21 protein-coding genes and 1 pseudogene are annotated in these 21,350 nt (G+C 61.4%); 15 read left to right on the forward strand and 7 right to left on the reverse strand.

The window, feature by feature from the left end:
* The first annotated feature begins 18 nt into the window (after nucleotides 1–18).
* The 10 genes from obgE (at nucleotide 19) to LZK81_RS22665 (ending at nucleotide 10,020) form a co-directional block, all read left to right on the forward strand.
* Entirely contained in the window at nucleotides 19–1,080 is a 1,062-nt protein-coding gene (gene obgE, locus LZK81_RS22620) for a GTPase ObgE (protein ID WP_233954760.1), read from the forward strand.
* Nucleotides 1,077–2,255, forward strand: a complete 1,179-nt coding sequence (gene proB / locus LZK81_RS22625) for a glutamate 5-kinase (protein WP_233954762.1) — start codon at nucleotides 1,077–1,079, stop codon at nucleotides 2,253–2,255. Before obgE ends, proB begins: the two co-directional genes overlap by 4 nt.
* A complete protein-coding gene (locus LZK81_RS22630; protein ID WP_233954763.1) occupies nucleotides 2,248–3,531 on the forward strand; it encodes a glutamate-5-semialdehyde dehydrogenase in 1,284 nt (427 codons plus the stop codon). Before proB ends, LZK81_RS22630 begins: the two co-directional genes overlap by 8 nt.
* Before the next feature lie 42 nt (nucleotides 3,532–3,573).
* Nucleotides 3,574–4,170 carry a nicotinate-nucleotide adenylyltransferase gene (locus LZK81_RS22635; protein ID WP_233956670.1) on the forward strand — a complete coding sequence of 199 codons (597 nt, stop codon included), beginning with the start codon at nucleotides 3,574–3,576 and terminating at the stop codon, nucleotides 4,168–4,170.
* A gap of 116 nt (nucleotides 4,171–4,286) precedes the next feature.
* Entirely contained in the window at nucleotides 4,287–4,748 is a 462-nt protein-coding gene (gene rsfS, locus LZK81_RS22640) for a ribosome silencing factor (RefSeq protein ID WP_046612078.1), read from the forward strand.
* Between the two features lie 108 nt (nucleotides 4,749–4,856).
* Nucleotides 4,857–5,339 (forward strand): 23S rRNA (pseudouridine(1915)-N(3))-methyltransferase RlmH, encoded by a 483-nt coding sequence (gene rlmH, locus LZK81_RS22645; RefSeq protein ID WP_233954764.1) that lies wholly within the window; start codon nucleotides 4,857–4,859, stop codon nucleotides 5,337–5,339.
* A 91-nt stretch (nucleotides 5,340–5,430) separates the two neighbouring features.
* Entirely contained in the window at nucleotides 5,431–6,846 is a 1,416-nt protein-coding gene (locus LZK81_RS22650) for a murein hydrolase activator EnvC family protein (protein ID WP_233954765.1), read from the forward strand.
* A complete protein-coding gene (locus tag LZK81_RS22655) occupies nucleotides 6,836–8,170 on the forward strand; it encodes a S41 family peptidase (protein ID WP_046606671.1) in 1,335 nt (444 codons plus the stop codon). The genes LZK81_RS22650 and LZK81_RS22655 overlap by 11 nt, the downstream gene beginning before the upstream one ends.
* An 88-nt stretch (nucleotides 8,171–8,258) precedes the next feature.
* Nucleotides 8,259–9,458: a divergent polysaccharide deacetylase family protein gene (locus LZK81_RS22660; RefSeq protein ID WP_233954766.1), complete on the forward strand. Its 1,200-nt coding sequence runs from the start codon at nucleotides 8,259–8,261 to the stop codon at nucleotides 9,456–9,458.
* A 16-nt stretch (nucleotides 9,459–9,474) separates the two neighbouring features.
* Nucleotides 9,475–10,020 (forward strand): RNA pyrophosphohydrolase, encoded by a 546-nt coding sequence (locus LZK81_RS22665; protein ID WP_046606669.1) that lies wholly within the window; start codon nucleotides 9,475–9,477, stop codon nucleotides 10,018–10,020.
* A 116-nt stretch (nucleotides 10,021–10,136) separates the two neighbouring features.
* On the opposite strand, the gene bfr is transcribed toward LZK81_RS22665, so the two are convergent.
* The 5 genes and pseudogenes from bfr to LZK81_RS22690 form a co-directional block, all read right to left on the reverse strand.
* Nucleotides 10,137–10,622, reverse strand: coding sequence for a bacterioferritin (gene bfr / locus LZK81_RS22670; RefSeq protein ID WP_046606668.1), 486 nt, complete (start codon nucleotides 10,620–10,622; stop codon nucleotides 10,137–10,139).
* Nucleotides 10,588–10,991 (reverse strand): annotated as a pseudogene (locus tag LZK81_RS22675) ((2Fe-2S)-binding protein). Before LZK81_RS22675 ends, bfr begins: the two are co-directional and overlap by 35 nt.
* A gap of 57 nt (nucleotides 10,992–11,048) precedes the next feature.
* Nucleotides 11,049–14,486: an error-prone DNA polymerase gene (locus tag LZK81_RS22680; RefSeq protein WP_233954767.1), complete on the reverse strand. Its 3,438-nt coding sequence runs from the start codon at nucleotides 14,484–14,486 to the stop codon at nucleotides 11,049–11,051.
* A complete protein-coding gene (locus LZK81_RS22685; protein ID WP_233954768.1) occupies nucleotides 14,483–15,904 on the reverse strand; it encodes a DNA polymerase Y family protein in 1,422 nt (473 codons plus the stop codon). The genes LZK81_RS22680 and LZK81_RS22685 overlap by 4 nt, the downstream gene beginning before the upstream one ends.
* Before the next feature lie 40 nt (nucleotides 15,905–15,944).
* Complete coding sequence (locus LZK81_RS22690; RefSeq protein WP_233954769.1) at nucleotides 15,945–16,883, reverse strand: ImuA family protein; 939 nt, start codon at nucleotides 16,881–16,883, stop codon at nucleotides 15,945–15,947.
* A gap of 171 nt (nucleotides 16,884–17,054) precedes the next feature.
* Here LZK81_RS22690 and LZK81_RS22695 point away from each other — a divergent pair, with 171 nt between their 5' ends.
* Nucleotides 17,055–17,492, forward strand: a complete 438-nt coding sequence (locus LZK81_RS22695) for a metallopeptidase family protein (RefSeq protein ID WP_007764405.1) — start codon at nucleotides 17,055–17,057, stop codon at nucleotides 17,490–17,492.
* A 15-nt stretch (nucleotides 17,493–17,507) separates the two neighbouring features.
* On the opposite strand, the gene LZK81_RS22700 is transcribed toward LZK81_RS22695, so the two are convergent.
* Nucleotides 17,508–17,714 (reverse strand): DUF1737 domain-containing protein, encoded by a 207-nt coding sequence (locus LZK81_RS22700; RefSeq protein WP_007764402.1) that lies wholly within the window; start codon nucleotides 17,712–17,714, stop codon nucleotides 17,508–17,510.
* Nucleotides 17,711–18,613 (reverse strand): HpcH/HpaI aldolase/citrate lyase family protein, encoded by a 903-nt coding sequence (locus tag LZK81_RS22705; RefSeq protein ID WP_233954770.1) that lies wholly within the window; start codon nucleotides 18,611–18,613, stop codon nucleotides 17,711–17,713. The genes LZK81_RS22700 and LZK81_RS22705 overlap by 4 nt, the downstream gene beginning before the upstream one ends.
* A 108-nt stretch (nucleotides 18,614–18,721) precedes the next feature.
* Between LZK81_RS22705 and LZK81_RS22710 the strand changes: the two genes are divergently transcribed.
* From LZK81_RS22710 to leuB, 4 genes are all read left to right on the forward strand, one after another.
* Entirely contained in the window at nucleotides 18,722–18,949 is a 228-nt protein-coding gene (locus LZK81_RS22710) for a hypothetical protein (protein WP_037086236.1), read from the forward strand.
* 136 nt (nucleotides 18,950–19,085) lie between these two features.
* Nucleotides 19,086–19,691 (forward strand): 3-isopropylmalate dehydratase small subunit, encoded by a 606-nt coding sequence (gene leuD / locus LZK81_RS22715; protein WP_046612070.1) that lies wholly within the window; start codon nucleotides 19,086–19,088, stop codon nucleotides 19,689–19,691.
* Between the two features lie 16 nt (nucleotides 19,692–19,707).
* Nucleotides 19,708–20,097, forward strand: a complete 390-nt coding sequence (locus LZK81_RS22720; RefSeq protein WP_233954771.1) for a RidA family protein — start codon at nucleotides 19,708–19,710, stop codon at nucleotides 20,095–20,097.
* 109 nt (nucleotides 20,098–20,206) lie between these two features.
* Nucleotides 20,207–21,316, forward strand: coding sequence for a 3-isopropylmalate dehydrogenase (gene leuB / locus LZK81_RS22725; protein WP_233954772.1), 1,110 nt, complete (start codon nucleotides 20,207–20,209; stop codon nucleotides 21,314–21,316).
* The last annotated feature ends 34 nt before the right edge of the window (nucleotides 21,317–21,350 follow it).

A 21,350-nucleotide genomic window follows, 5' to 3' on the forward strand; every position in this document is an offset into this window, starting at 1 on the left:
AAGACTGACGGCGACAAGATGAAATTTCTCGACGAGACAAAAGTCTATATCCGCTCCGGCGACGGCGGCGCGGGCGCGGTCTCGTTCCGGCGGGAAAAATTCGTCGAGTTCGGCGGACCCGATGGCGGTGACGGAGGGCGCGGCGGCGACGTCTGGGTGGAGGCCGTCAACGGCCTCAACACCCTGATCGATTTCCGCTTCCAGCAGCATTTCAAGGGCCAGACCGGCACCCACGGCATGGGCCGCAACCGCACCGGCGCCAATGGCGGCGAAGTGACGTTGAAAGTGCCCGTCGGCACTCAGATTTTCGAGGAAGATAACGAGACTCTGATTATCGACCTGACCCGCGAAGGCCAGAGGTTCCGGCTCGCCAAGGGCGGCAATGGCGGCTTCGGCAACACCCATTTCAAGAGCGCGACCAACCAGGCGCCGAATTGGGCCAATCCCGGCCTTGAGGGCGAGGAAAAAACCATCTGGCTGCGGCTGAAGCTGATCGCCGATGCCGGTCTCGTCGGAATGCCGAATGCCGGCAAGTCGACATTCCTTGCCAGCGTCACCCGCGCCCGTCCGAAGATCGCCAACTACCCGTTCACGACGCTGCATCCCAATCTCGGCGTCGCCACGATCGACGGCCGCGAATTCGTGCTCGCTGATATTCCGGGCCTGATCGAAGGCGCCCATGAGGGTGTCGGCATCGGCGACCGGTTCCTGGGCCATGTCGAGCGCACCCGCGTGCTCCTGCATCTGGTCTCCTCCGTCGAGGAAAAGGTCGGCAAGGCCTATAAGACCGTCAAACACGAACTCGAGGCCTATGGCGGTGGCCTGACCGACAAGCCGGTCATCGTGGCGCTGTCGCAGATCGACGTGCTCGACGACAAGGAACTGAAGAAGAAGGCGAAGGAACTAGAAAAGGCCTGCGGCCAGACGCCGTTCCTGATCTCCGCCGTCACCGGCAAGGGCATGACCGAGGTGCTGCGCGCGTTGCGCGATGTCATCGTCGAGGCGAGCGGAGTCAATGAAACCGCGCTGCCCGATCGCTCGACCCCCATCCAGGATTTCGATGAGGACGAGGACGCATGACGGCAGTCCGCAAGCCTCTCGCCGGCCATCGCCGTATTGTCATCAAGATCGGCTCGGCATTGCTCGTCGACCGCAAGACGGGCCTGAAGTCGCAATGGCTCGACGCGATCTGCGCCGATATCGCCGCGTTGAAGGCGAGAGGCATCGACGTTCTGGTCGTCTCTTCGGGCGCGATCGCCATGGGCCGCACCGTGCTCGACCTGCCCTCGGGCGCGCTGAAGCTCGAAGAGAGCCAGGCAGCGGCGGCGGTCGGCCAGATCGCGCTTGCGCGCGCCTGGTCGGAAAGCCTGTCTCGCGATGGCATCGTGGCGGGCCAGATCCTGCTGACGTTGGGCGACACGGAAGAGCGCCGTCGTTACCTCAACGCCCGTGCCACCATCAACCAGCTTCTGAAGATCGGCGCCGTGCCGATCATCAACGAGAACGATACGGTCGCCACGACGGAAATCCGCTATGGCGACAACGATCGCCTCGCCGCCCGCGTCGCCACCATGACCAGCGCCGACCTGCTCGTGCTCCTGTCCGATATCGACGGCCTTTATACCGCCCCGCCGCATCTCGACCCCGACGCGAAATTCCTGGAACTCGTGCCCGCGATCACGCCGGAGATCGAAGCCATGGCCGGCGGCGCTGCGTCCGAACTGTCGCGCGGCGGCATGCGCACCAAGATCGATGCCGGCAAGATCGCCACCGGCGCCGGCTGCGCCATGATCATCGCATCCGGCAAGACGGAGCATCCGCTGCGCGCGATTGAACAGGGCGCTCGCTCCTCCTGGTTTGCGCCCTCGGGGACCCCAGTGACTGCGCGAAAAACCTGGATCGCAGGCCAGCTTCAGCCGGCCGGCGAACTTTTCGTCGACGAAGGCGCCGAAACCGCGCTCGGCACCGGCAAGAGCCTGCTGCCCGCCGGCGTGCGCAGGATCGACGGCCACTTCCATCGCGGCGACACGGTCGCAATCATCGGTGTCGACGGTCGCGAAATCGCCCGAGGACTTGTGAGCTACGATGCCGAAGAGGCCCGCCAGATCACCGGGCGCAAGTCCGGCGAGATCGAGGCGATCCTCGGTTATGCCGGCCGCGCCGCCATGGTCCATCGCGACGACCTGGTGATGACCGGGCCGGCGAAGCGTAAAGCCAAAAAAGAAGATCGCAAGGAGGATGCCGCCCATGCTTGATATGGTTGCAAAGGCAGGCGACGTCGCCGCCGTGATGGAGCAGATCGGCCGCAATGCGAAGGCTGCGGCCCGCGAGCTCGCAACGGCTTCGACCGAAGCGAAGAACAAGGCGCTCCAGGCCATGGCGGACGCGATCCTTGCCGCACAGGACGGAATCCTTGCTGCCAATGCCGCCGACCTGAAAGGCGTGGAAGGCAAAGACCTGCTGCCATCGTTCATCGACCGGCTGACGCTGACCGAAAAGTCCATCGCCGGCATGGCGCAGGCGCTACGCGAGATCGCCGAGTTCAAGGATCCGGTCGGCGAAGTCATCGCCGCCTGGGACCGTCCGAACGGGCTCCATATCGAACGTGTCCGCACGCCGCTTGGCGTCATCGGCGTGATCTATGAAAGCCGGCCGAACGTCACCGCCGACGCCGGCGCGCTCTGCCTCAAGGCCGGCAATGCCGTGATCCTGCGCGGCGGTTCCGATTCGGCCCGGTCGTCGGAGGCTATCCACGATTGCCTCGTCGCCGGCCTGAAGGCGGCGGGCCTTCCCGAACACGCGATCCAGATCGTGCCCACCACCGACCGTGCCGCCGTCGGCGCCATGCTGTCGGGCCTTAACGGCGCGATCGACGTCATCGTGCCGCGCGGCGGCAAGAGCCTGGTCGCCCGCGTCCAGAACGAGGCGCGTGTGCCGGTCTTCGCCCATCTCGAAGGCCTCTGCCATATCTACATGGACGCCTCCGCGGACCTGGAAATGGCCAAGAAGATTATCGTCAACGCCAAGATGCGCCGCACCGGCGTCTGCGGAGCGGCCGAAACCCTGCTGATCGACAGCGCCGCGATCGGCACGCATCTGATGCCGGTCCTTGAAGCACTGACGGAAGCCGGCTGCGAAATCCGCGCCTCGGCGGCCGTCCTCAAGGTGTTTCCGGGCTTCAAGCCTGCGACGGAGGAGGACTGGCGCACCGAATATCTCGACGCGGTGATCTCGGTTGCGATCGTCGACGGTATTTCCGGCGCCATCCGCCACATCAACACCTATTCCTCCAGCCACACGGAGGCGGTGATCGCCGAGGATCCGCAGGTCGTTTCCCGTTTCTTCAACGAACTCGACTCAGCGATCCTGCTGCACAATGCCTCCACCCAGTTCGCCGATGGCGGCGAGTTCGGCATGGGCGGCGAAATCGGCATTTCGACCGGCAAGATGCATGCGCGCGGCCCCGTTGGCGTCGAGCAATTGACCTCGTTCAAATACCGGGTGCACGGCACCGGCCAGATCCGGCCCTGATCGCGCGTGAGGGAAGAGACGATCGACCGCCGATATCTGGTCATGCCGCATGCCGAACGGGGCATGGCCGTCGGCCTGTTCGGCGGTTCGTTCAATCCGCCGCATGAGGGCCATCTCCTCGTCGCCGAGATTGCGCTTCGCCGGCTTGGCCTCGACCAGCTCTGGTGGATGGTCACTCCCGGCAACCCGCTGAAAAGCCGCTCCGAACTTGCGTTGCTCGGCGACCGGCTGGCGATGAGCGAAAAGCTGATCGACGACCCTCGCATCAAGATCACAGCCTTCGAAAAGACACTCGGCGGCTCCTATACCGCCGATACGCTCTCCTTCGTGAAGGCCAGGAACCCGCTCGTGCATTTTGTCTGGGTGATGGGCGCCGACAGCCTGAAGACCTTCCACCACTGGCAGAAATGGCAGACGATCGCCTCGACCTTCCCGATCGCGGTCATCGACCGGCCGGGGGCGACACTGTCGTTCCTGTCGTCGAAAATGGCCCGCACCTTCGACTACGCCCGCGTCGATGAGGACGACGCCGGCACGCTCTGGAAACGGCGGGCGCCAGCCTGGACCTTCATCCACGGCCCGCGTTCGGCCCTGAGTTCCACGGCGATCCGCGCCGCAAACGGGCAGAAATCCGATTAGCGCCAGCCGCGAGGCGGCGCGAAAAGGTCTACATCTTTCTATCACCTTTTCGGACGCTTACTTGAAAGATTAATAATTCGATGTCACCTATATGTTAGCGGCCGAGTCGGACTCGGATTCGCGTTAGTGCCTGTTGCTGTTACCGGAAGAAAGGACAAACCCTGACAACAGTACACGCCAAGGGAAGGACGGCCTCCGTTCTCCCGCAGAGCCTGGAACGTGGCGCCGATGCTGCCGCCCGTGCTCTCGAACTGGTCCTCGCAAGCCTTGAGGACTCCAAAGCTGAAGATATCGTCACCATCAACATTGTTGGAAAATCAGCGCTCGGGGACTACATGGTCGTTGTCTCCGGTCGATCGAACCGACATGTCATGGCCATCAGCGATCACCTGATTTCCGATCTGAAGGACGAGGGGCTTGGCAACGCCCGCGTCGAAGGTCAGGAAACGGGTGACTGGGTGCTCATTGACACCGGCGACATCATCGTTCACGTGTTCCGCCCGGAAATTCGCGCGTTCTACAACATCGAAAAGATGTGGGCGACGCCGGATATCGAGGAAGGCACGCTGCTGCACTGACGGGTTCGGGCATGCCCTGAACCGGTCGGACTGAGGTCGAAATCACGCGGCTGGGTGCCAACTCGCCGCAGGGTGGAATTTTCGGCCGCAAAACCAACGGATAGGGACATGCGAATAAGCCTTTTCGCCGTGGGACGGCTAAAGACCGGACCGGAGAAGGAACTTGCGTCCCGATATCTCGACCGTTTCGCCAAGGCTGGCCCGGCGGTGGGCCTGGAATTGTCGAAACTGATCGAGATCCAGGAAAGTCGCGCATCGAATGCCGATACCCGCAAGCGCGAAGAAGCCGGCGCGCTCGAAAAGGTGCTTCCCGAAGGCGCGGTTCTCATTCTTCTCGACGAACGGGGCAAGGCGCTCGACAGCGAGGCTTTCGCCGGTGTGATCGGCCGATATCGCGACAGCGGCAAACGCGACCTGATGCTGGTGATCGGCGGCGCCGACGGGCTCGACCCGGACTTGCGCGAACGGGCCGATATGGTGCTCAACCTCGGCTCGATGACATGGCCGCATCAACTGGTGCGCATCCTGATTGCCGAACAGCTCTACCGCGCCGTCACCATTCTCTCGGGCCATCCCTATCACAGAGCTTAAACGATCGTTTACCTTCAAACACGATGTTGTTTGTGGCCTCGCCGGGCAAATCAGCTTAGGCTTTCTCGATCCGGCGAATAGCGGAGCGGGAATGCGGACAATCAAGATCACATCGTACCGGCGCGCGCTGCTTCTGGCGGCGGGTCTCGGTTTCGTGCTGATCCCGCCCCTCCAGATCTCCAATACCGCCCGCGCCCAGAATGCGGCCTCGCCGACGGCGCCCCAGGCGGCATCGGCCGCGGCAGTCGATCCCACGGCCGATCTGCAGCGCCGCCGCAACGAAACCCGCGGCGAGCTCGAAGTTCTGACCAAGAGCATGAAGATTTCGGGCGACAGGGCTGCCGCCATCGAAAAGAACATCGCCGATATCAGGAAGAACACCGCCGATGTCCGCCAGGCGCTGATCGATTCGGCGGCACGCCGCAGGGGGCTGGAAACCAAAATCCTCGACAGCGAGAAGAAGATCACCGAACTGAAGCTCAAGGAGGACGGTATCCGCACCTCCCTGCGCGGCCGCCGCGCCGTGCTGGCCGAAGTGCTCGCCGCCCTGCAGCGCATGGGCCGCAATCCTCCTCCGGCACTTCTGGTGACGCCCGATGATGCGCTCGCCTCCGTTCGCAGCGCGATCCTGCTCGGCGCCGTCGTTCCCGGCATGCGCCACGAGGCGGACAAGCTCGTTGCCGACCTTCAATCCTTGGCCTCTCTCCAGGCGCTGGCGATGACCGAGAAGACCACCGTCTCCAGCACCATTGCCGCGAGCCTCGAGGAGGACCGGCGCATGGCCCTGCTGCTTGCGGAAAACGAAAAGTTGAACAAGCGCAACGCGGCCGATCTCGACGCCGAGCGCCGCCGCTCCGAGGAGCTCGCCGGTCGCGCCACCACGCTCGAGAACCTCATCCAGTCGTTCGAAGGCGACATCGCCTCGGTGCGCGAGGCGATCGATCGGGCACGTGCCGAAGAAGAGCGCCAGCGCATGATGTCGGACGCCGAACGCGAAAGGGCAAAGCAGCTTGCCCAAAGCGGCGTGCCTGACAAAAACCGCATTGCGCCCGCATACGCGTTTTCGAGCCTCAAGCAGAGGCTGGAGCTTCCGGTCGCCGGAGATGTATTGCGGTGGTTCGGCGACGCCGACGGGACAGGGCACACGGCGAGAGGCATGACTGTTGCTTCGAACGCGGGTGCCGTGGTGACGGCGCCGGCTGACGGCTTGGTGGTTTTCGCCGGAGCCTTCCGGAGTTACGGACAGATGATCATCCTCAATGCCGGAGATGGATACCATCTGGTTCTGACCGGCATGGACGTTGTGAACGCGCGGCAGGGCAAGTTCGTTTTCGCAGGTGAACCCATTGCCGTGATGGGTGAGAAAAGAGTGGCAAGCGCAACCGCATTGGCGCTGGAAACAGATCGTCCAACGCTTTACATTGAATTCCGAAAAGATGGCACACCGGTCGATTCCAAGCCGTGGTGGACCTCGAAAGAAACTGGAAGGGCACGAAATGATTCGTAGGGCTTCTCTTGTCATCGTCGGTGCACTCTTGGGTGCGACCGCGATGAGCGTGATTTATTCGGCCGGTGTGCCGGCGCAGGCCGCCGGCCCTTCGACCTACCGGGAATTGTCGATCTTCGGCGACGTGTTCGAACGGGTCCGCGCCCAGTATGTGACGCCGCCGGATGAGGAAAAGCTGGTCGAGAACGCCATCAACGGCATGCTGACCTCGCTCGACCCCCATTCGAGCTTCATGAATTCCAAGGATGCCGAAGACATGCGCACGCAGACGCGTGGCGAGTTCGGCGGCCTCGGCATCGAAGTGACGATGGAGAACGAACTCGTCAAGGTCATCGCGCCGATCGACGATACGCCCGCTTCCAAGGCCGGCATTCTCGCAGGCGACTTCATCTCCGAGATCGATGGCGCGCCGGTGCGCGGCCTGAAGCTCGAAGAAGCCGTCGAGAAGATGCGCGGCGGCGTCAACACCCCGATCAAGCTGACGATCATCCGTCAGGGCGCCGACAAGCCGCTCGACATCACCGTGGTACGCGACATCATCGCGGTCCGCGCCGTGAAGTCCCGTGTCGAAGGCGGCGATGTCGGTTATGTCCGCGTCATCTCCTTCACCGAGAAGACCTATGACGACCTCGAAAAGGCGATCAAGAAGATCAAGGCGGACGTCCCGGCGGACAAGCTGAAGGGCTACGTACTCGATCTGCGCCTCAACCCGGGCGGTCTGCTCGATCAGGCGATCAACGTTTCCGACGCCTTCCTGGAACGTGGCGAAGTGGTTTCGACCCGCGGCCGCAATGCCGACGAGACCCGCCGCTTCAACGCTGGCCCCGGCGATCTGACCGACGGCAAGCCGGTCATCGTACTTGTCAACGGCGGCTCGGCTTCCGCTTCGGAAATCGTCGCCGGTGCGCTCCAGGATCTGCGCCGTGCCACGGTTCTCGGCACGCGCTCCTTCGGCAAGGGTTCGGTTCAGACGATCATCCCGCTCGGCGATGCCGGCGCGCTGCGTCTGACCACCGCGCTCTATTACACGCCGTCGGGCAAGTCGATCCAGGGCACCGGCATCCAGCCGGATATCAAGGTCGATCAGCCGCTGCCGCCGGAACTGCAGGGCAAGATCCGGGCTGAAGGTGAATCCAGCCTGCGCGGCCACATCCAGGGTGCAGCCGAGACCGACGAAGGTTCCGGTTCCGCAGCCTACGTGCCGCCGGAAGCCAAGGACGACATCCAGCTCAACTATGCGCTCGACCTCTTCCGCGGTACCAAGAAGGACCCGTCCTTCCCGCCCAGCCCGGACAAGGCGGCGGCAGCCACGATCAAGAAGTAAAGACATCCATCGGGCCGGCCAGCGTGACGCGTCGAAAACGTCTCGCTGGCCGGTTCTTCGTATCTGCTGAAGAAACGCGGAACAGACCTTGGGCACCGATCTCCATGCACCGCTCGGACAGAACCGGCCGGCCGCTCGGCGACGGAACCGAAGGTTTTCTCTCGCAATCGTTTTCGCGATGCTCACGGTTGCCGGCGTCCTGGGACTTTCGCTCTACGCCATGCGCGGCGATGATGCCCTGAAGCGAACCGCCTCCAACATTCCGCCTGCTTCCAAGCCGGAAGAGACCCAGCCCTCCGCCAAACCCGACCCGAACGCGGCGCCGCAGCCATCCGTCGGCATGCCTCGTTCCGATCCCGGTTCCGGGGCCAATATCGAGCGGACGCTCACCGATGACGGGTCGGTCGTGACCAAGTATACGCCACGCTCGCGCGATGGCAGCGGGCCGGTAATGATCGGCACCCAGCGGATCGGCCAGGACCCTCGCATGGCTGCCCAGCCCAACGACGCGCTTCTGGAGGATTCGCCCCATGGCCGGTTGCCGATTGTCGGACCCGGCGGGCAGCGGCCGATGGATCAATATGCGCGCCCCTGGTCGGGCGCGCGCGGAACCCGCATCGCGATCGTCGTCGGCGGTCTCGGCCTCAGTCAGACGGGCACCCAGCGGGCAATCCGCGACCTGCCGCCGACAGTGACGCTCGCCTTCGCCGTCAGCGGCAACAGCCTGCAGCGCTGGATGCAGGAAGCCCGCCGCGCCGGCCACGAAATCCTGATCCAAGTGCCGTTTGAACCATTTGATTACCCGGCGAACGATCCAGGCCCCGGGACCCTGCTGACCAAGATGTCAGCGAAGGATAATCTCGGCCGCCTTCACCGGGCCATGGGCGAGATTACCAACTATACCGGCGTCATGAACTATCTCGGCGGCCGCTATCTCTCGGATGCCGGCGCGTTGGAACCGGTCCTGCGTGATATTTCCAAGCGGGGACTGCTTTTCCTCGACGACGGGACATCCGCGCAGTCGAAGACGGCGATCGTTGCCAAGGCGATCGAACTGCCCCATGCCTTTGGCGATCTGACGCTTGACGGGCAGTTGCAGAAGGACGCCATCCTCAAGAAGCTCGACGAACTCGAGCGTATTGCCGGCCGTAAGGGCACGGCAATCGGCATCGCCTCGGCTTTCGACGAGAGCATCGATGCGATAAGGCAATGGAGCGAGGAAGTCTCGCAGCGCGGTATCGAGATTGTCGGCGTCTCGTCGCTTGCGGGCGAAAGCGTCGGACCGTAGTCGATCGGAGTTATCCATGAGCAAGAAAGACAAACGTTCGGTCGTCGCCGAAGAGCTTCCCTATCGCCCCTGCGTCGGCATCATGATTCTGAACCATGAAGGCCTTGTCTGGGCGGGTCGGCGCATCAGCAAGGGCAACAGCGAATTTGACGGTTCGCCGCAGCTCTGGCAGATGCCCCAGGGCGGCATCGACAAGGGCGAGGAGCCGCTTCCGGCTGCCTATCGCGAGCTTTACGAGGAAACGGGGATGCGCTCCGTCACCTTGCTTGCCGAGGCGAAGGATTGGATCAATTACGATCTGCCCGCACATCTGATCGGCATCGGGCTGAAAGGAAAATATCGCGGCCAGACCCAGCGCTGGTTCGCCTTTCGCTTCGATGGCGACGAAAGCGAGATTGCCATCAACCCGCCGCCTGGCGGACATGCGCCGGAGTTCGATGCCTGGGAATGGAAGCCGATGGCCGACCTTCCCGGCCTGATCGTGCCCTTCAAGCGCGCCGTCTACGATCAGGTCGTCGCGGAGTTCACCCACCTGGCCAAGGTGGCGACCGAACGGCTCTGACCCGCGGGAGTGGGCATCCGAATCGGCCGGCCGCCATGTGAAACGGCTTCGTAGGCGCAATGAAAAACCCGGCGAAGCGGATGCTTCGCCGGGTTTGTATATTCGGGTACAGCCGATTATTCGGCAGAATCGGCAGGTTCCGCGTTGAGGAGGCCGTAACGCTCCTCGCCGATTTTTGCCAGCAGATCGAGTTGGGTTTCGAGGAAGTCGATATGGCCTTCCTCGTCCATCAGAAGCTCTTCGAAGAGCTTCATCGAGACGTAGTCGCCAGCCGCGTGACAGATATCGCGGGAAGCCTTGTAGGCCGTGCGGGCATCATATTCGCCGGCAAGATCCGCCTCCAGGACTTCCTTGACGTTCTGACCGATGCGCAGCGGGGCAAGCGTCTGCAGGTTGGGGTGGCCTTCGAGAAAGATGATGCGATCGATAAGACGATCGGCATGATGCATTTCTTCGATCGACTCCGCCCGCTCTTTTTTTGCAAGCTTCTTGAAGCCCCAATCGTCCAGCAGGCGATAATGCAGCCAATACTGATTGACTGCGCCTAGCTCGAGAAAAAGTGCCTCGTTAAGCCGCTCGATGACCTTTGAGTCGCCTTTCAATGTCCGCTCTCCTGTTTTCCTCATGGAATTGTCTCAGGCGGGACATATATACGACCACCTCGTCTTCCGTCGAGTGGTGCGCGTCGTGATATTCCTCGGTCGTGCGGATGATCAGGTCGACAACGCCCGGGAAGCAGCCGCAGCAGCGACCGCGTTTCGCCATGGCATGATAGACCTTTGACGGTACGATGAGCTGCCAACAGTCTTCGTCAAGGAGTTGCGTGATGACGTCCTTGATTTCCCTGTCGGTGATGTAATTGCAACTGCAAACCAGCATTCTCGGTCGACCTGCCAAACATGACCTGTAACATCTTCTTTTTGCGAAAGCGGACAGTGGATGTCAAGAAAGAATCGACATATATGAGTCACTTCTTAAGGGAGGCTGCCATACCCACGGCTTCTTCCTTTGTATCATTGCATCGGTAATTAGTGGAAATTGCGGCCTTTCGGCATGACGCTCCCTGGACCGGCTTCGTAGGAATCGCGAGGCACCGCCTCCTTTGCACTTCCCCTGCGTGCCTCCTCCATTCCATTCGAACGCCTCTTCTGACGGTGGTCGCCGCTCGATTGCAACGCCTCGTCCGAGCGGGCCGATACGCCGAACCGCCTCGCCTCCTTCTGCAGCAAACCCAGCATCGGCGTAATGTCTTCGATATGCTCGACCACGGTATGGATGACGCCACTCTGGCTTTGCAGCCTCCCCCGGATCTTCACCAGCCGCGCGCCCATCACGACCGGCCTGTAGCGTTCGAAAATCTTCGGCCAGACAATCGCATTGGCAACGCCGGTCTCGTCTTCCAGCGTCATGAAGATGACGCCCTTGGCTGAGCCAGGCCGCTGACGGACGAGAACGATCCCGCCGATCGTCACCCTTCGCCCGTTTGGAACCGTCAAAAGATCGACGCTACGGGTAATCCCCATGGTCTTGAATTCCTCGCGCAGGAAAGAGACCGGGTGGGCTTTCAGCGAAAGCGAGAGATACCGATAATCCTCAATCACCTGTTCGCCAGGCAGCATTTCAGGCAGCGTCGCTTTCGCCTCTGGCCTCAGATCCATGCGATCGGCCACTTCGAACAGAGGCAGTTTCTCGGCAGCCCTCCTGGCATCGAGCCCCCTGACCGCCCAGAGCGCCTCACGGCGATTGAGACCTACGGAGTTGAAGGCATCGGCGTCCGCGAGCCGCTCGATATCCGACTTGTCGAGGCCGGACCGCTGCCAGAGATCGTGGATTGAGGTATAGCCCTCTCCTCGGTTGGCAATGAGCTTCTCGACCATGTCTTTTTCGGCAAGGCCCTTGACCTGTCGAAACCCAAGCCGCACGGCCCGCCGGGTCTTGATGACATCCCGCATGGATTCGTGGCGCTTATCGATCGCATTCCTGTCGAAGGCAGCCGCTTCCAAAGTGCAATCCCAATCCGAGCGATTGATATCGACGGGAAGAATTTTGACGCCATGTTCCCGCGCATCGCGAACGAGCTGCGCTGGCGCATAAAAGCCCATTGGCTGGGAATTCAACATCGCCGTGCAGAAGACATCCGGGTAATAGGTTTTGATCCAGGAAGAGGCATAGACAAGCAGAGCGAATGAAGCTGCATGGCTTTCCGGAAACCCGTATTCGGCAAAGCCCTCGATCTGACTGAAGCAGCTTTCTGCGAATTCTCTGGGATACTTATTCTCCAGCATGCCGGCAATGAAATCCCGCCTGAATTCCTCCACCCTTCCGGAACGCTTGAACGTCGCCATCGACCGGCGCAGCTTGTCCGCCTTCGCTGGCGAAAAGCCGGCTCCAGTAATGGCGATCTGCATCGCCTGCTCCTGAAAAAGCGGCACTCCCAGCGTCCGTTCAAGAACCTTCTCCAATTCAGGACCGGGGTATTCGATAGGCTGATTGTTCCGCTTGGCTTCGCGCCGCTTCAGATAGGGATGGACCATGTTGCCCTGGATGGGGCCGGGCCGAACGATCGCCACCTCAACGACAAGATCATAAAATTTCCGTGGCCTTAGACGGGGCAACATACTCATCTGAGCCCGGCTTTCGATCTGGAAAACCCCGATCGTATCGGCACGGCAGATCATGTCGTAAACATCATCCTGCTTATCCTGAAGCAGGCCAGCCAATGTCTCTTCCCGATCGTAATGCTGTTTCATAAGCTCGAATGCCTTTTTGAGGCAGGTCAGCATGCCGAGCGCCAGCACATCGATCTTCAAAAGCTTCAGCGTATCGAGGTCGTCCTTGTCCCATTCGACCATGTAACGGCCGGGCATCGCCGTCTTCATGATCGGCACGACTTCATCCAGCCGGTCGCGGGTTATCAGGAACCCGCCGACATGCTGGGTAAGATGGCGTGGAAAGCCCATGAGTTCCTTCGCATGGGCGATCACCTTGAGTGTCGTCCTGTCCGTCACATCCAGGCCGGCGACTTTGGCGTCCCGCTCCGAAAGCCCATCCTCCGACCAGCCCCAGACGGTACTGGAAAGCGCCGATTGCACATCTTCGGAAAGGCCGAAAGCCTTTGCGACTTCGCGGCCTGCCATGCGGGTCCGGTAACTGGTGACCGCCGCCGTCAAACCGGCATGGCGATAGCCGTAATGCTGGTAGATATACTGGATAATGTCCTCGCGTCGCGCATGCTCGAAATCCACGTCGATATCCGGCGGCTCGTTCCGCTCCGTCGAAATGAACCGTTCGAAGAGAAGCGTCGTGAATGTGGGATCGACCTCGGTGATGCCGAGGCAGAAACAGACGGTGGAATTGGCGGCGGATCCACGCCCTTGGCAGAGGATTTTGAGAACATATCTGGCATGCCAGACGATGTGGCGCACCGTCAGGAAATAGGGTTCGTATTCCATCTCCTTGATCAGATCGAGTTCGTACCTGATCTGGTTGGAGACCTTTTCCTCGATGCCGTTGGGATATCGGCGCTTTGCGCCTTCCCAGGTTAACCGTTCCAGGGTTTCGGACACAGTTTCGCCCGGGACGCTCTCGTCGGGATAGTTATGGCTGAGTTCATCGAGCGAAAATTTCAGCCCGCTGAAGAACTTTCCCGTATTGGCGATAGCGTCTGGATAGGCTCGGAAGAGCCGCGCCATTTCGGCGGCCTGCTTGATGTACCTTTCTCCATTCGGCGAGAGCCGAAATCCAGCTTCCTGGATCGTCACATGTTCGCGGATCGCCGTCACCACATCCGACAGGGAACGCCGATAAGGGAGATGGAAAAGGGGCAGATTGGTCGCAACCAAAGGCACCCGGCTGCCCGCAGCAATCTGGGCAAGCGAGCTGAAGACAAAGGCATCTCGTCCATCATAGGTCGGTGACAGAACCAGATAGATGTTCTTTTTGAACCGCTCCCGGTATTTACGGAGGCAGCTTTCCAAATGATGCCGATAGGTCATCTCTTCCGCGCGGGAAAAATCCGGCACGACTGCCAGCATCATCTCGTCGCACCATTCCAGAAGATCCCATTCTTCCAGAATGCAGGCCCCCTTGTCTGCCCTGAGTTTCCCCCGGCTCAGCAGGCGGCAGAGATTGGCCCAACCCTTCCGGTTCTGCGGATAGGCGAGAACATCCGGCGTCTGGTCGGAAAAAACGAGCCGCGCTCCCGGATAAAACGCGCAAGGGAGGATGGCCGCTTCCTCGTCTTTCTTTCTGCCCTGTTTCTGCTGAAGCTCGAAGGTTTCCTTCATGTTCCTGACTTGGCTATGCGCCCTCACCACGCCGGCAACGGAATTCCTGTCGGCGATACCGAGACCGGACAAGCCGGACACGCTGGCCGCGATGATCATCTCCTCCGGTTTGGCCGCTCCCTCCAGGAAGGAGAAATTGGTCTTGGCGCCGATCTCGAAAAAGGCGGGAGCATCGGTCATGCGAAAATCCCGTGCACCCGCCAGGTCGGTGCAGCCTTGCCGGCAACGTAATGACCTGCGCGGAAAATCCAGAAGCGGCGGCCGGCTTCACTTTCAAGCCTGAAATAATCGCGTTCCTCAACATCCTCCTCGTCATGCCACCATTCGGGCGAGATCCGCTCCGGTCCTTCGGCGCGGATGACCGCATGGACGATGCGGCGCCAGCGGAAACGCCGGGGAGGCCCATCCGGCACCGTTGCCGCAAAGGCTTCCACGAGCTCCGGATGCCGGAAAAGCCGCAAGGGCCGATCGCTTCTCGGCACGAAGGCGGAAAGCTCCCGGGTTTCTTCCCGGACGATCCGTGCCGCGATCGCCGGCACAAATATTTCCCCGCGCTCCGGCATATGGCTTTGTTTGGGATCGGCGACCTGCAGACAGTCGGCCCCGAGCCGGGCCGAAACCCGGTCGATAAAATCGGCGAGTGAGATTTCGCTGTCGCCATTGCCGGTGAAATCGCCCTGCGAAATCCTGAAGACGTCGTGCTGCAGCACGTTGAGGCGCAGGAGTTCGAAACCGAAACCGGCGTCGAGATCATCGTGCACGGCGTTCAGCCGCTCGGAAAACAGCGACGAGATTCGTTTCGGATCCTGCAACGGCTGCGAGGCACCGGCCGCGATGCGAAACACCCGGCCATCGACACGGAAAAGCACCAGTTCGAAAACCCGCCCCCCGACACCGCGAGCCTCCAGTTCCGATTTCAACGAAATGGCAATCTGGCCGGTGAGCTGGAGAATATGCTCTTCCGCCTGGATCGGTTCGGGAAGCCGCCGCTCGGCGGAAAGGGCCGCCACCGGACGGCGAGGCGAGATGGCTTCCTCATTGTGCCCGAGTGCCTGATCCAGCCGAAGCAACAGGTGCATGCCGAAACGGCGAGCCAGCGGCGCACGCGGCATCGGCAGAAGATCGCCGATCCTTTTCAGTCCGAGCTTGTAAAGCGATGCGACGGTGGCCTCATCGATGCGCAGAGCGTTGACCGGTAGAGGCGCCAGCACCTCCTCCGTCACCTGATCGGCGATCACGCCGCCACGGCCGAAACGACAGGCCGCCCAGGACAGGCCCGGCGACGAGGAGATCGCCCCTTTGACGTCGAACCCCATCTGCAAAAGCCGGCCCAGAATATCCTTCAGCAGGGCTCCTTCACCACCGAAGAGATGGGCGCAGCCGGTGATGTCGAGAAACAGGCCTTCGCGGCCGTCCAGCGCCACCAGTGGGGTATAACGATCGCACCAATCGGCAATCGCCTCGAGAAGGCCCTGATCCGCAGCGTCGTCTTCGTCCACCACGTCGATCTTCGGAAACATGGCGCGCACCTCCGCAAGCCCCTGCCCGCGTTTCAGCCCAAGACGTTCGGAAACCTCGTCGAGCGCTGTGAGCCGCATGGCGTTTTCTCGCCGGCCCGCACAGAGGATCGGAGGATGTTCAGGACGCCCTTTCGAACGCCATGACAGTCCCCAGAGCCGGCGCGCGATCCTGTCGGTCGGCAGATGCGGGAAGAAGAGCGCCAGGATGCGCTGGCGGGTTGCGGAAAGAGAAAGCCTCTCCTGTGTCTCGGCCGAGGGAAAATTGACGGTCATGGGGGTTCCACTCCAGAAGCAAGGACAGCGGAGCCGGGTTGCGGCTCTTCTCCAGGGTGAGTTTAAAAACGGGATGACCGATGCTGCCGCCAAGCACGGATCCATCCGGAAGATGCCGGTGAGCCGCCGGCGCCGGTTCGACAAGAAAGCGGAACGAGGCGCTGCTCGCCTCCTCCTCACCCGCATGCCGCAATAGAAAGAGCGGCCGCCCCGCCGCCTTTGCCCTGAGACCCAGCCGGCGGCTTTCGGTGAGCCCGAAATGCTTAGGATTTCCCCGGATTTCGAGAATGACGGCGACAAGAGCCCGGCTCGCCAATGCGGTCTCGGCAAGCCACAGGGCATCGTCCAGCTTGCGCGGCGAGGCGTAAAGAACATCCCGGTGGCTCAATCCGAACTGTTTGAGGCCGACGGAATAAGGAATACCGGCTTCCTGCGTGGAGAGGGCATCACAGATCCAGAGAAGCGGCGCCTCGCTCGGCTGTCTCGCTTTGAGGTGAGACGCCAGCGAGAGAGTAAGGCCGCTTGCTGCCCCGGCATCCCCCATCAGGAGCGAGCGGATTTCCGTGATGCCGTCGAGCGGCAGGCCGCCTTCCAATGCGGTGTCCATCTGCGTTATGCCGAATGGCAGGCGGGGCTGATTGTCCCTGGCTTTCCGGCCTTCCGGATCGACGGCCGAGTCCGCCTGTTCCGCCGCTGCAAGCGCCGGCAGGGATTTCCCTTCCAGTCTGGCGATCTGTTCGCGCAGGGCAAAAAGCGTCTCCTGCGCCGTGGCGTGCTCGGCCATGGCGTCAGCTCCATCCGTAATGTTCTCTTTATGTTCTTATGGATTCCAGAGCTGCCGGTAAGAGTCAACAGCCAAATCATGGGAATCTTTTCCTTGGATCCTAGGCCGATGATTCTTCACTCGAAAAATATCGTGGGAGGTACTATATGGGCCTTATCAGAAGGAGAGCCTATGGCCCGCATCGACCAGACCGACGATTGGCAGGATCGCCACGCACCGACGATCAGCACGTTCGAGTCGCTGGCAATCGAGGCCTATGGTCATTTGCCGGAGGAATTCCGGGCTCTCACCGTCAACCTGACAATCGAGATCGAGGATTTCCCGGACGACGACGTTTTCGAGGACATGGCGCTCGAGACCCCCTTCGACCTGCTCGGCCTTTTTGAAGGCCGCGGCATTTCCGAGCGTTTCAACATGGAAACGGGCGAATTGCCGAACCGGATCCGGCTTTACCGCCGGCCAATCCTCGACTACTGGGCGGAAAACGAGGAAACCCTGGGCGATATCATCACCCATGTGCTGATCCACGAGATCGGTCACCATTTCGGCCTCAGCGACGACGACATGGAACGCATCGAGGCCAGCGCCGAGGAAGCGGCCCAGCGCTGATCCTCTGACTGTAGCTTATTGCTCGCCGAGCTTCATCTCGGGATCGTATTCCTTGCCGTGAACGGTTTTCGTCACCGCCTGCCCGCACTGCATCTCGCCGGTCGTGGCGTTGAAGGCATAGGTCGGCGAGCCGGACAGTTCCCAGCCCTTGTTCAGCGCCGCCGTCACCTTGTGGCAGAAGGAGGAATCGTCGGGACCGCTGAGGAAGCGATAAAGTTTCATGGCGTTTTCTTTCGTTCAGCGATGATCCTCGCCCTGGCGGCAAGCTTTTCGGCCTCCACCAGATGCAGTCGCTCGACCATTCTGCCGTTCAGGTTGATGACGTTGAGATGCAGCGCTTCAGGCTTCGCAAAGGCGGCGATCACCGCTTCCGCCTCTTTCACGGCCTGGGGATCCGGCCCGAAATGCCGGTTGGCGGGCTCGATCTGGGCCGGATGGATCAGCATCTTGCCGGAAAAACCCATGGCGCGGCCCTGCGCGCATTCTGCCTCGAAGGCTTCCGCATCCTTGAAATCGTTGAAGACGCTGTCGATCACGTCGACACCATGGGCGCGGCCGACAAGCACGATCTGCATCAGCCACGGCACCAGATAGGCCCGGCCGGGCTGGGGCAGCACGCCTGTCTCCTTGCGCAGGTCGTTGAGGCCGACCACGAAGCACTGGAGCCGTTCGTCGACAGGGGCAATCGCCGGCGCATTCAGGACGCCCTTCGGCGTTTCGATCATGGCCCAGATGGCAAGACTGTCCGGAGCCCCGGCCTCGGAAAAGATATCCGCCACCGCCTGGATCTGCGACATGTGCTCGACCTTGGGGATCAGCACCACGTCGGGGGAGACCTCGGTGACGAGATCCATATCCGCCTTGCCGAACTCCGTTTCGAGCGGGTTGATGCGGATGATCGTTTCCCTGTCCTTGAGCGGGTTTTCCGTAAACAGCCGGCGCAGGTTGTCGCGGGCCTCGCCCTTCTTTTCCGACGCGACGGAATCTTCCAGATCGAAGATCACCGCGTCACAATCCAGCCCATGCACCTTTTCCAACGCCCTCGTATTGCCGGCCGGCACGCTCAGGATAGAGCGGCGAAGAGGAACTGAGGAATAATTGATATCGGTCAAGGCGGTCATCGGCGCTTTGTGCCAATCTTTTTGATCTGCGGCAATACCGCCATGCGCAAAAGCCCTTGCAAGAAAGGGCGCAAGGCCCCACATTCCTCGATGAGAAAGGTATATACCATGCAAAATATTCGCGTATTCTTCGTCATCGTTTCGGCCATTGCCGTGCTCGCCATGGCAGCGCTTCTGACGGCTTCGCTGACCGTCGCATTCGCGGGCATCCTCGCGGTTCTGTCCATCGGACGCGCGCTTTCGGCCCGGCTGAAGCCGGTTCCGGTGCGGGCCAAGACGAACAAGCGCGAAATGCGTGTCTGGAACGACGGGCGCGGCACGATCATCGATCTTTGATCGCTCCGAAGCGTAAAGAGACGAATGCGCCGGTTTCCGGCGCCTCGGCGTACCGGTTCACGCCAAACAGCCCTTCAAATCCGCGTCGATTTGCTTTATGGCAGCTTCCGCAGATAAGTCCACGTGGAGGCAGATCATGGAAAAGTTCACCAAGCTCACCGGCGTTGCAGCGCCGCTTCCGGTCATCAATATCGACACGGACATGATCATTCCCAAGGATTACCTCAAGACCATCAAGCGTACCGGTCTTGGCAAGGGTCTCTTCTCGGAAGCCCGCTACAAGGACGACGGTTCTGAAAATCCCGATTTCGTGCTGAACAAGCCGGCCTATCGCAACGCCAAGATCCTGGTCGCTGGCGACAATTTCGGCTGCGGCTCCTCGCGCGAACACGCTCCCTGGGCACTTCTCGACTTCGGCATCCGCTGCGTCATTTCGACGAGCTTCGCCGACATTTTCTACAATAACTGTTTCAAGAACGGCATTCTGCCGATCGTCGTTTCCCAGGAAGACCTGGACAAGCTGATGGACGATGCCGAACGCGGCTCGAACGCCATCCTCTCGATCGACCTGGAAGCCCAGGAAATCACCGGCCCGGATGGCGGCTCGATCCGTTTCGACATCGATCCCGGCCGTCGCCATATCATGCTCGAAGGCCTCGACGACATTGCCTCGACGCTGAAGAGCGACGCGGCGATCAGCACTTTCGAGAACAACAACCGAGCCGCACGTCCCTGGCTCTGATTTCCGGAGCATCCTGATGGTCAAGCGGATTTCCTCCGGATCGCCCTTCGAAGCGCGGATCGGCTATTCGCGCGCCGTGGTGGATCGCGACATGGTCTATGTCTCCGGCACCACCGGCTACGACTATGCCCGGATGGAAATGCCCGCCGACGCGGCCGCCCAGACCCGCAATACACTCGGCACGATCGAGAAGGCCCTGAAAGAGGCCGGAAGTGGCCTCCAGGACGTCGTCCGGGTGCGCTACTACCTCACCGACATGGCTGATTACGATTCCATCGTTCAGGTTCTCGGCGAGACCTTCTCCGAGATCCGGCCTGCGGCGACCATGGTCGTTTGCGGCCTCACTACACCCGAAATGAAGATCGAGATCGAAGTGACTGCCCGCATCGGCGCCGGCAGTCCTTAAAACCTTTCCAGCCTCGTCCTTCGGCAGGCTCGGACGAGGTTTTGCCAGGCGCGGAGATTCCGCGCGGGAGGACGCGAGCCTGCAAAACCCGCAAGGACACGAAAACGATATGGCAAAGAACCTCTTCCTCCTTCCCGGCGACGGCATCGGCCCCGAGGCCATGGGCGAAGTCCGCAAGATCATCGCCCATATGAACAGCGCCATGAAGGCCGATTTCGTCCTCGACGAAGGCCTGGTCGGCGGCTGCGCCTACGATGCGCATGGCGCCGCCATTTCCGAAGAGGACATGGCCAAGGCGATGGCAGCGGACGCGGTGCTTTTCGGTGCCGTCGGCGGCCCGAAATGGGATCACGTTGCTTATGAAGTGCGTCCGGAAGCCGGCCTGCTGCGGCTGCGCAAGGACATGGAGCTTTTCGCCAACCTGCGCCCCGCCATCTGCTATCCGGCGCTTAGCTCCGCTTCCTCCCTGAAGCCGGAACTGGTCGAAGGCCTCGACATCCTGATCGTCCGCGAGCTCACCGGTGGCGTCTATTTCGGCGAGCCGAAGGAAATCGTCGACCTCGGCAACGGCCAGAAGCGCGGTATCGATACCCAGGTCTACGATACCTATGAGATCGAACGTATTGCCGGCGTCGCCTTCGAGCTTGCCCGCACCCGCAAGAACGCTGTCTGCTCGATGGAAAAGCGCAACGTCATGAAGTCGGGCGTGCTCTGGAACCAGGTGGTCACCGAGACGCACAAGGCGAAATATTCCGACGTCAAGCTGGAGCATATGCTGGCCGATGCGGGCGGCATGCAGCTGGTCCGGGCTCCCAAACAGTTCGACGTCATCGTCACCGACAACCTGTTCGGCGACATGCTCTCCGACGTCGCGGCCATGCTGACCGGCTCGCTCGGCATGCTGCCCTCCGCTTCGCTCGGCGCGCCGGACACCAAGACTGGCAAGCGCAAGGCGCTTTACGAGCCGGTGCACGGTTCGGCGCCTGACATCGCCGGCACCGGCGTTGCCAACCCGATCGCCATGATCGCCTCGTTTGCCATGTGCCTGCGTTATTCCTTCAACATGGTCACGGAAGCCGACAACCTCGAAAAGGCGATCGCCAACGTGCTCGATCAGGGCATCCGCACCGGCGACATCATGGCCGAAGGCGCCCGCAAGGTCGGCACCGCCGAAATGGGCGATGCGATCCTCAGGGAATTCGTAAGCCTTTCCGCCTGATACACCGATCGGTGTCTTTCCGTCGCAGGGCGGA

Origin of the sequence: Neorhizobium galegae (assembly GCF_021391675.1) — a bacterium.
Classification (GTDB): domain Bacteria; phylum Pseudomonadota; class Alphaproteobacteria; order Rhizobiales; family Rhizobiaceae; genus Neorhizobium; species Neorhizobium galegae_B.

Excerpts from the sequence above, each read along its gene's own strand:
- obgE (WP_233954760.1), top strand. The coding sequence starts at position 19 with ATGAAATTTCTCGACGAGACAAAAGTCTATATCCGCTCCGGCGACGGC.
- proB (WP_233954762.1), top strand. The coding sequence starts at position 1,077 with ATGACGGCAGTCCGCAAGCCTCTCGCCGGCCATCGCCGTATTGTCATC.
- LZK81_RS22630 (WP_233954763.1), top strand. The coding sequence starts at position 2,248 with ATGCTTGATATGGTTGCAAAGGCAGGCGACGTCGCCGCCGTGATGGAG.
- LZK81_RS22635 (WP_233956670.1), top strand. The coding sequence starts at position 3,574 with ATGCCGCATGCCGAACGGGGCATGGCCGTCGGCCTGTTCGGCGGTTCG.
- rlmH (WP_233954764.1), top strand. The coding sequence starts at position 4,857 with ATGCGAATAAGCCTTTTCGCCGTGGGACGGCTAAAGACCGGACCGGAG.
- LZK81_RS22650 (WP_233954765.1), top strand. The coding sequence starts at position 5,431 with ATGCGGACAATCAAGATCACATCGTACCGGCGCGCGCTGCTTCTGGCG.
- LZK81_RS22655 (WP_046606671.1), top strand. The coding sequence starts at position 6,836 with ATGATTCGTAGGGCTTCTCTTGTCATCGTCGGTGCACTCTTGGGTGCG.
- LZK81_RS22665 (WP_046606669.1), top strand. The coding sequence starts at position 9,475 with ATGAGCAAGAAAGACAAACGTTCGGTCGTCGCCGAAGAGCTTCCCTAT.
- LZK81_RS22680 (WP_233954767.1), bottom strand. The coding sequence starts at position 14,486 with ATGACCGATGCTCCCGCCTTTTTCGAGATCGGCGCCAAGACCAATTTC.
- LZK81_RS22685 (WP_233954768.1), bottom strand. The coding sequence starts at position 15,904 with ATGCGGCTCACAGCGCTCGACGAGGTTTCCGAACGTCTTGGGCTGAAA.
- LZK81_RS22690 (WP_233954769.1), bottom strand. The coding sequence starts at position 16,883 with ATGGCCGAGCACGCCACGGCGCAGGAGACGCTTTTTGCCCTGCGCGAA.
- LZK81_RS22695 (WP_007764405.1), top strand. The coding sequence starts at position 17,055 with ATGGCCCGCATCGACCAGACCGACGATTGGCAGGATCGCCACGCACCG.
- LZK81_RS22700 (WP_007764402.1), bottom strand. The coding sequence starts at position 17,714 with ATGAAACTTTATCGCTTCCTCAGCGGTCCCGACGATTCCTCCTTCTGC.
- LZK81_RS22705 (WP_233954770.1), bottom strand. The coding sequence starts at position 18,613 with ATGACCGCCTTGACCGATATCAATTATTCCTCAGTTCCTCTTCGCCGC.
- LZK81_RS22710 (WP_037086236.1), top strand. The coding sequence starts at position 18,722 with ATGCAAAATATTCGCGTATTCTTCGTCATCGTTTCGGCCATTGCCGTG.
- leuD (WP_046612070.1), top strand. The coding sequence starts at position 19,086 with ATGGAAAAGTTCACCAAGCTCACCGGCGTTGCAGCGCCGCTTCCGGTC.
- LZK81_RS22720 (WP_233954771.1), top strand. The coding sequence starts at position 19,708 with ATGGTCAAGCGGATTTCCTCCGGATCGCCCTTCGAAGCGCGGATCGGC.
- leuB (WP_233954772.1), top strand. The coding sequence starts at position 20,207 with ATGGCAAAGAACCTCTTCCTCCTTCCCGGCGACGGCATCGGCCCCGAG.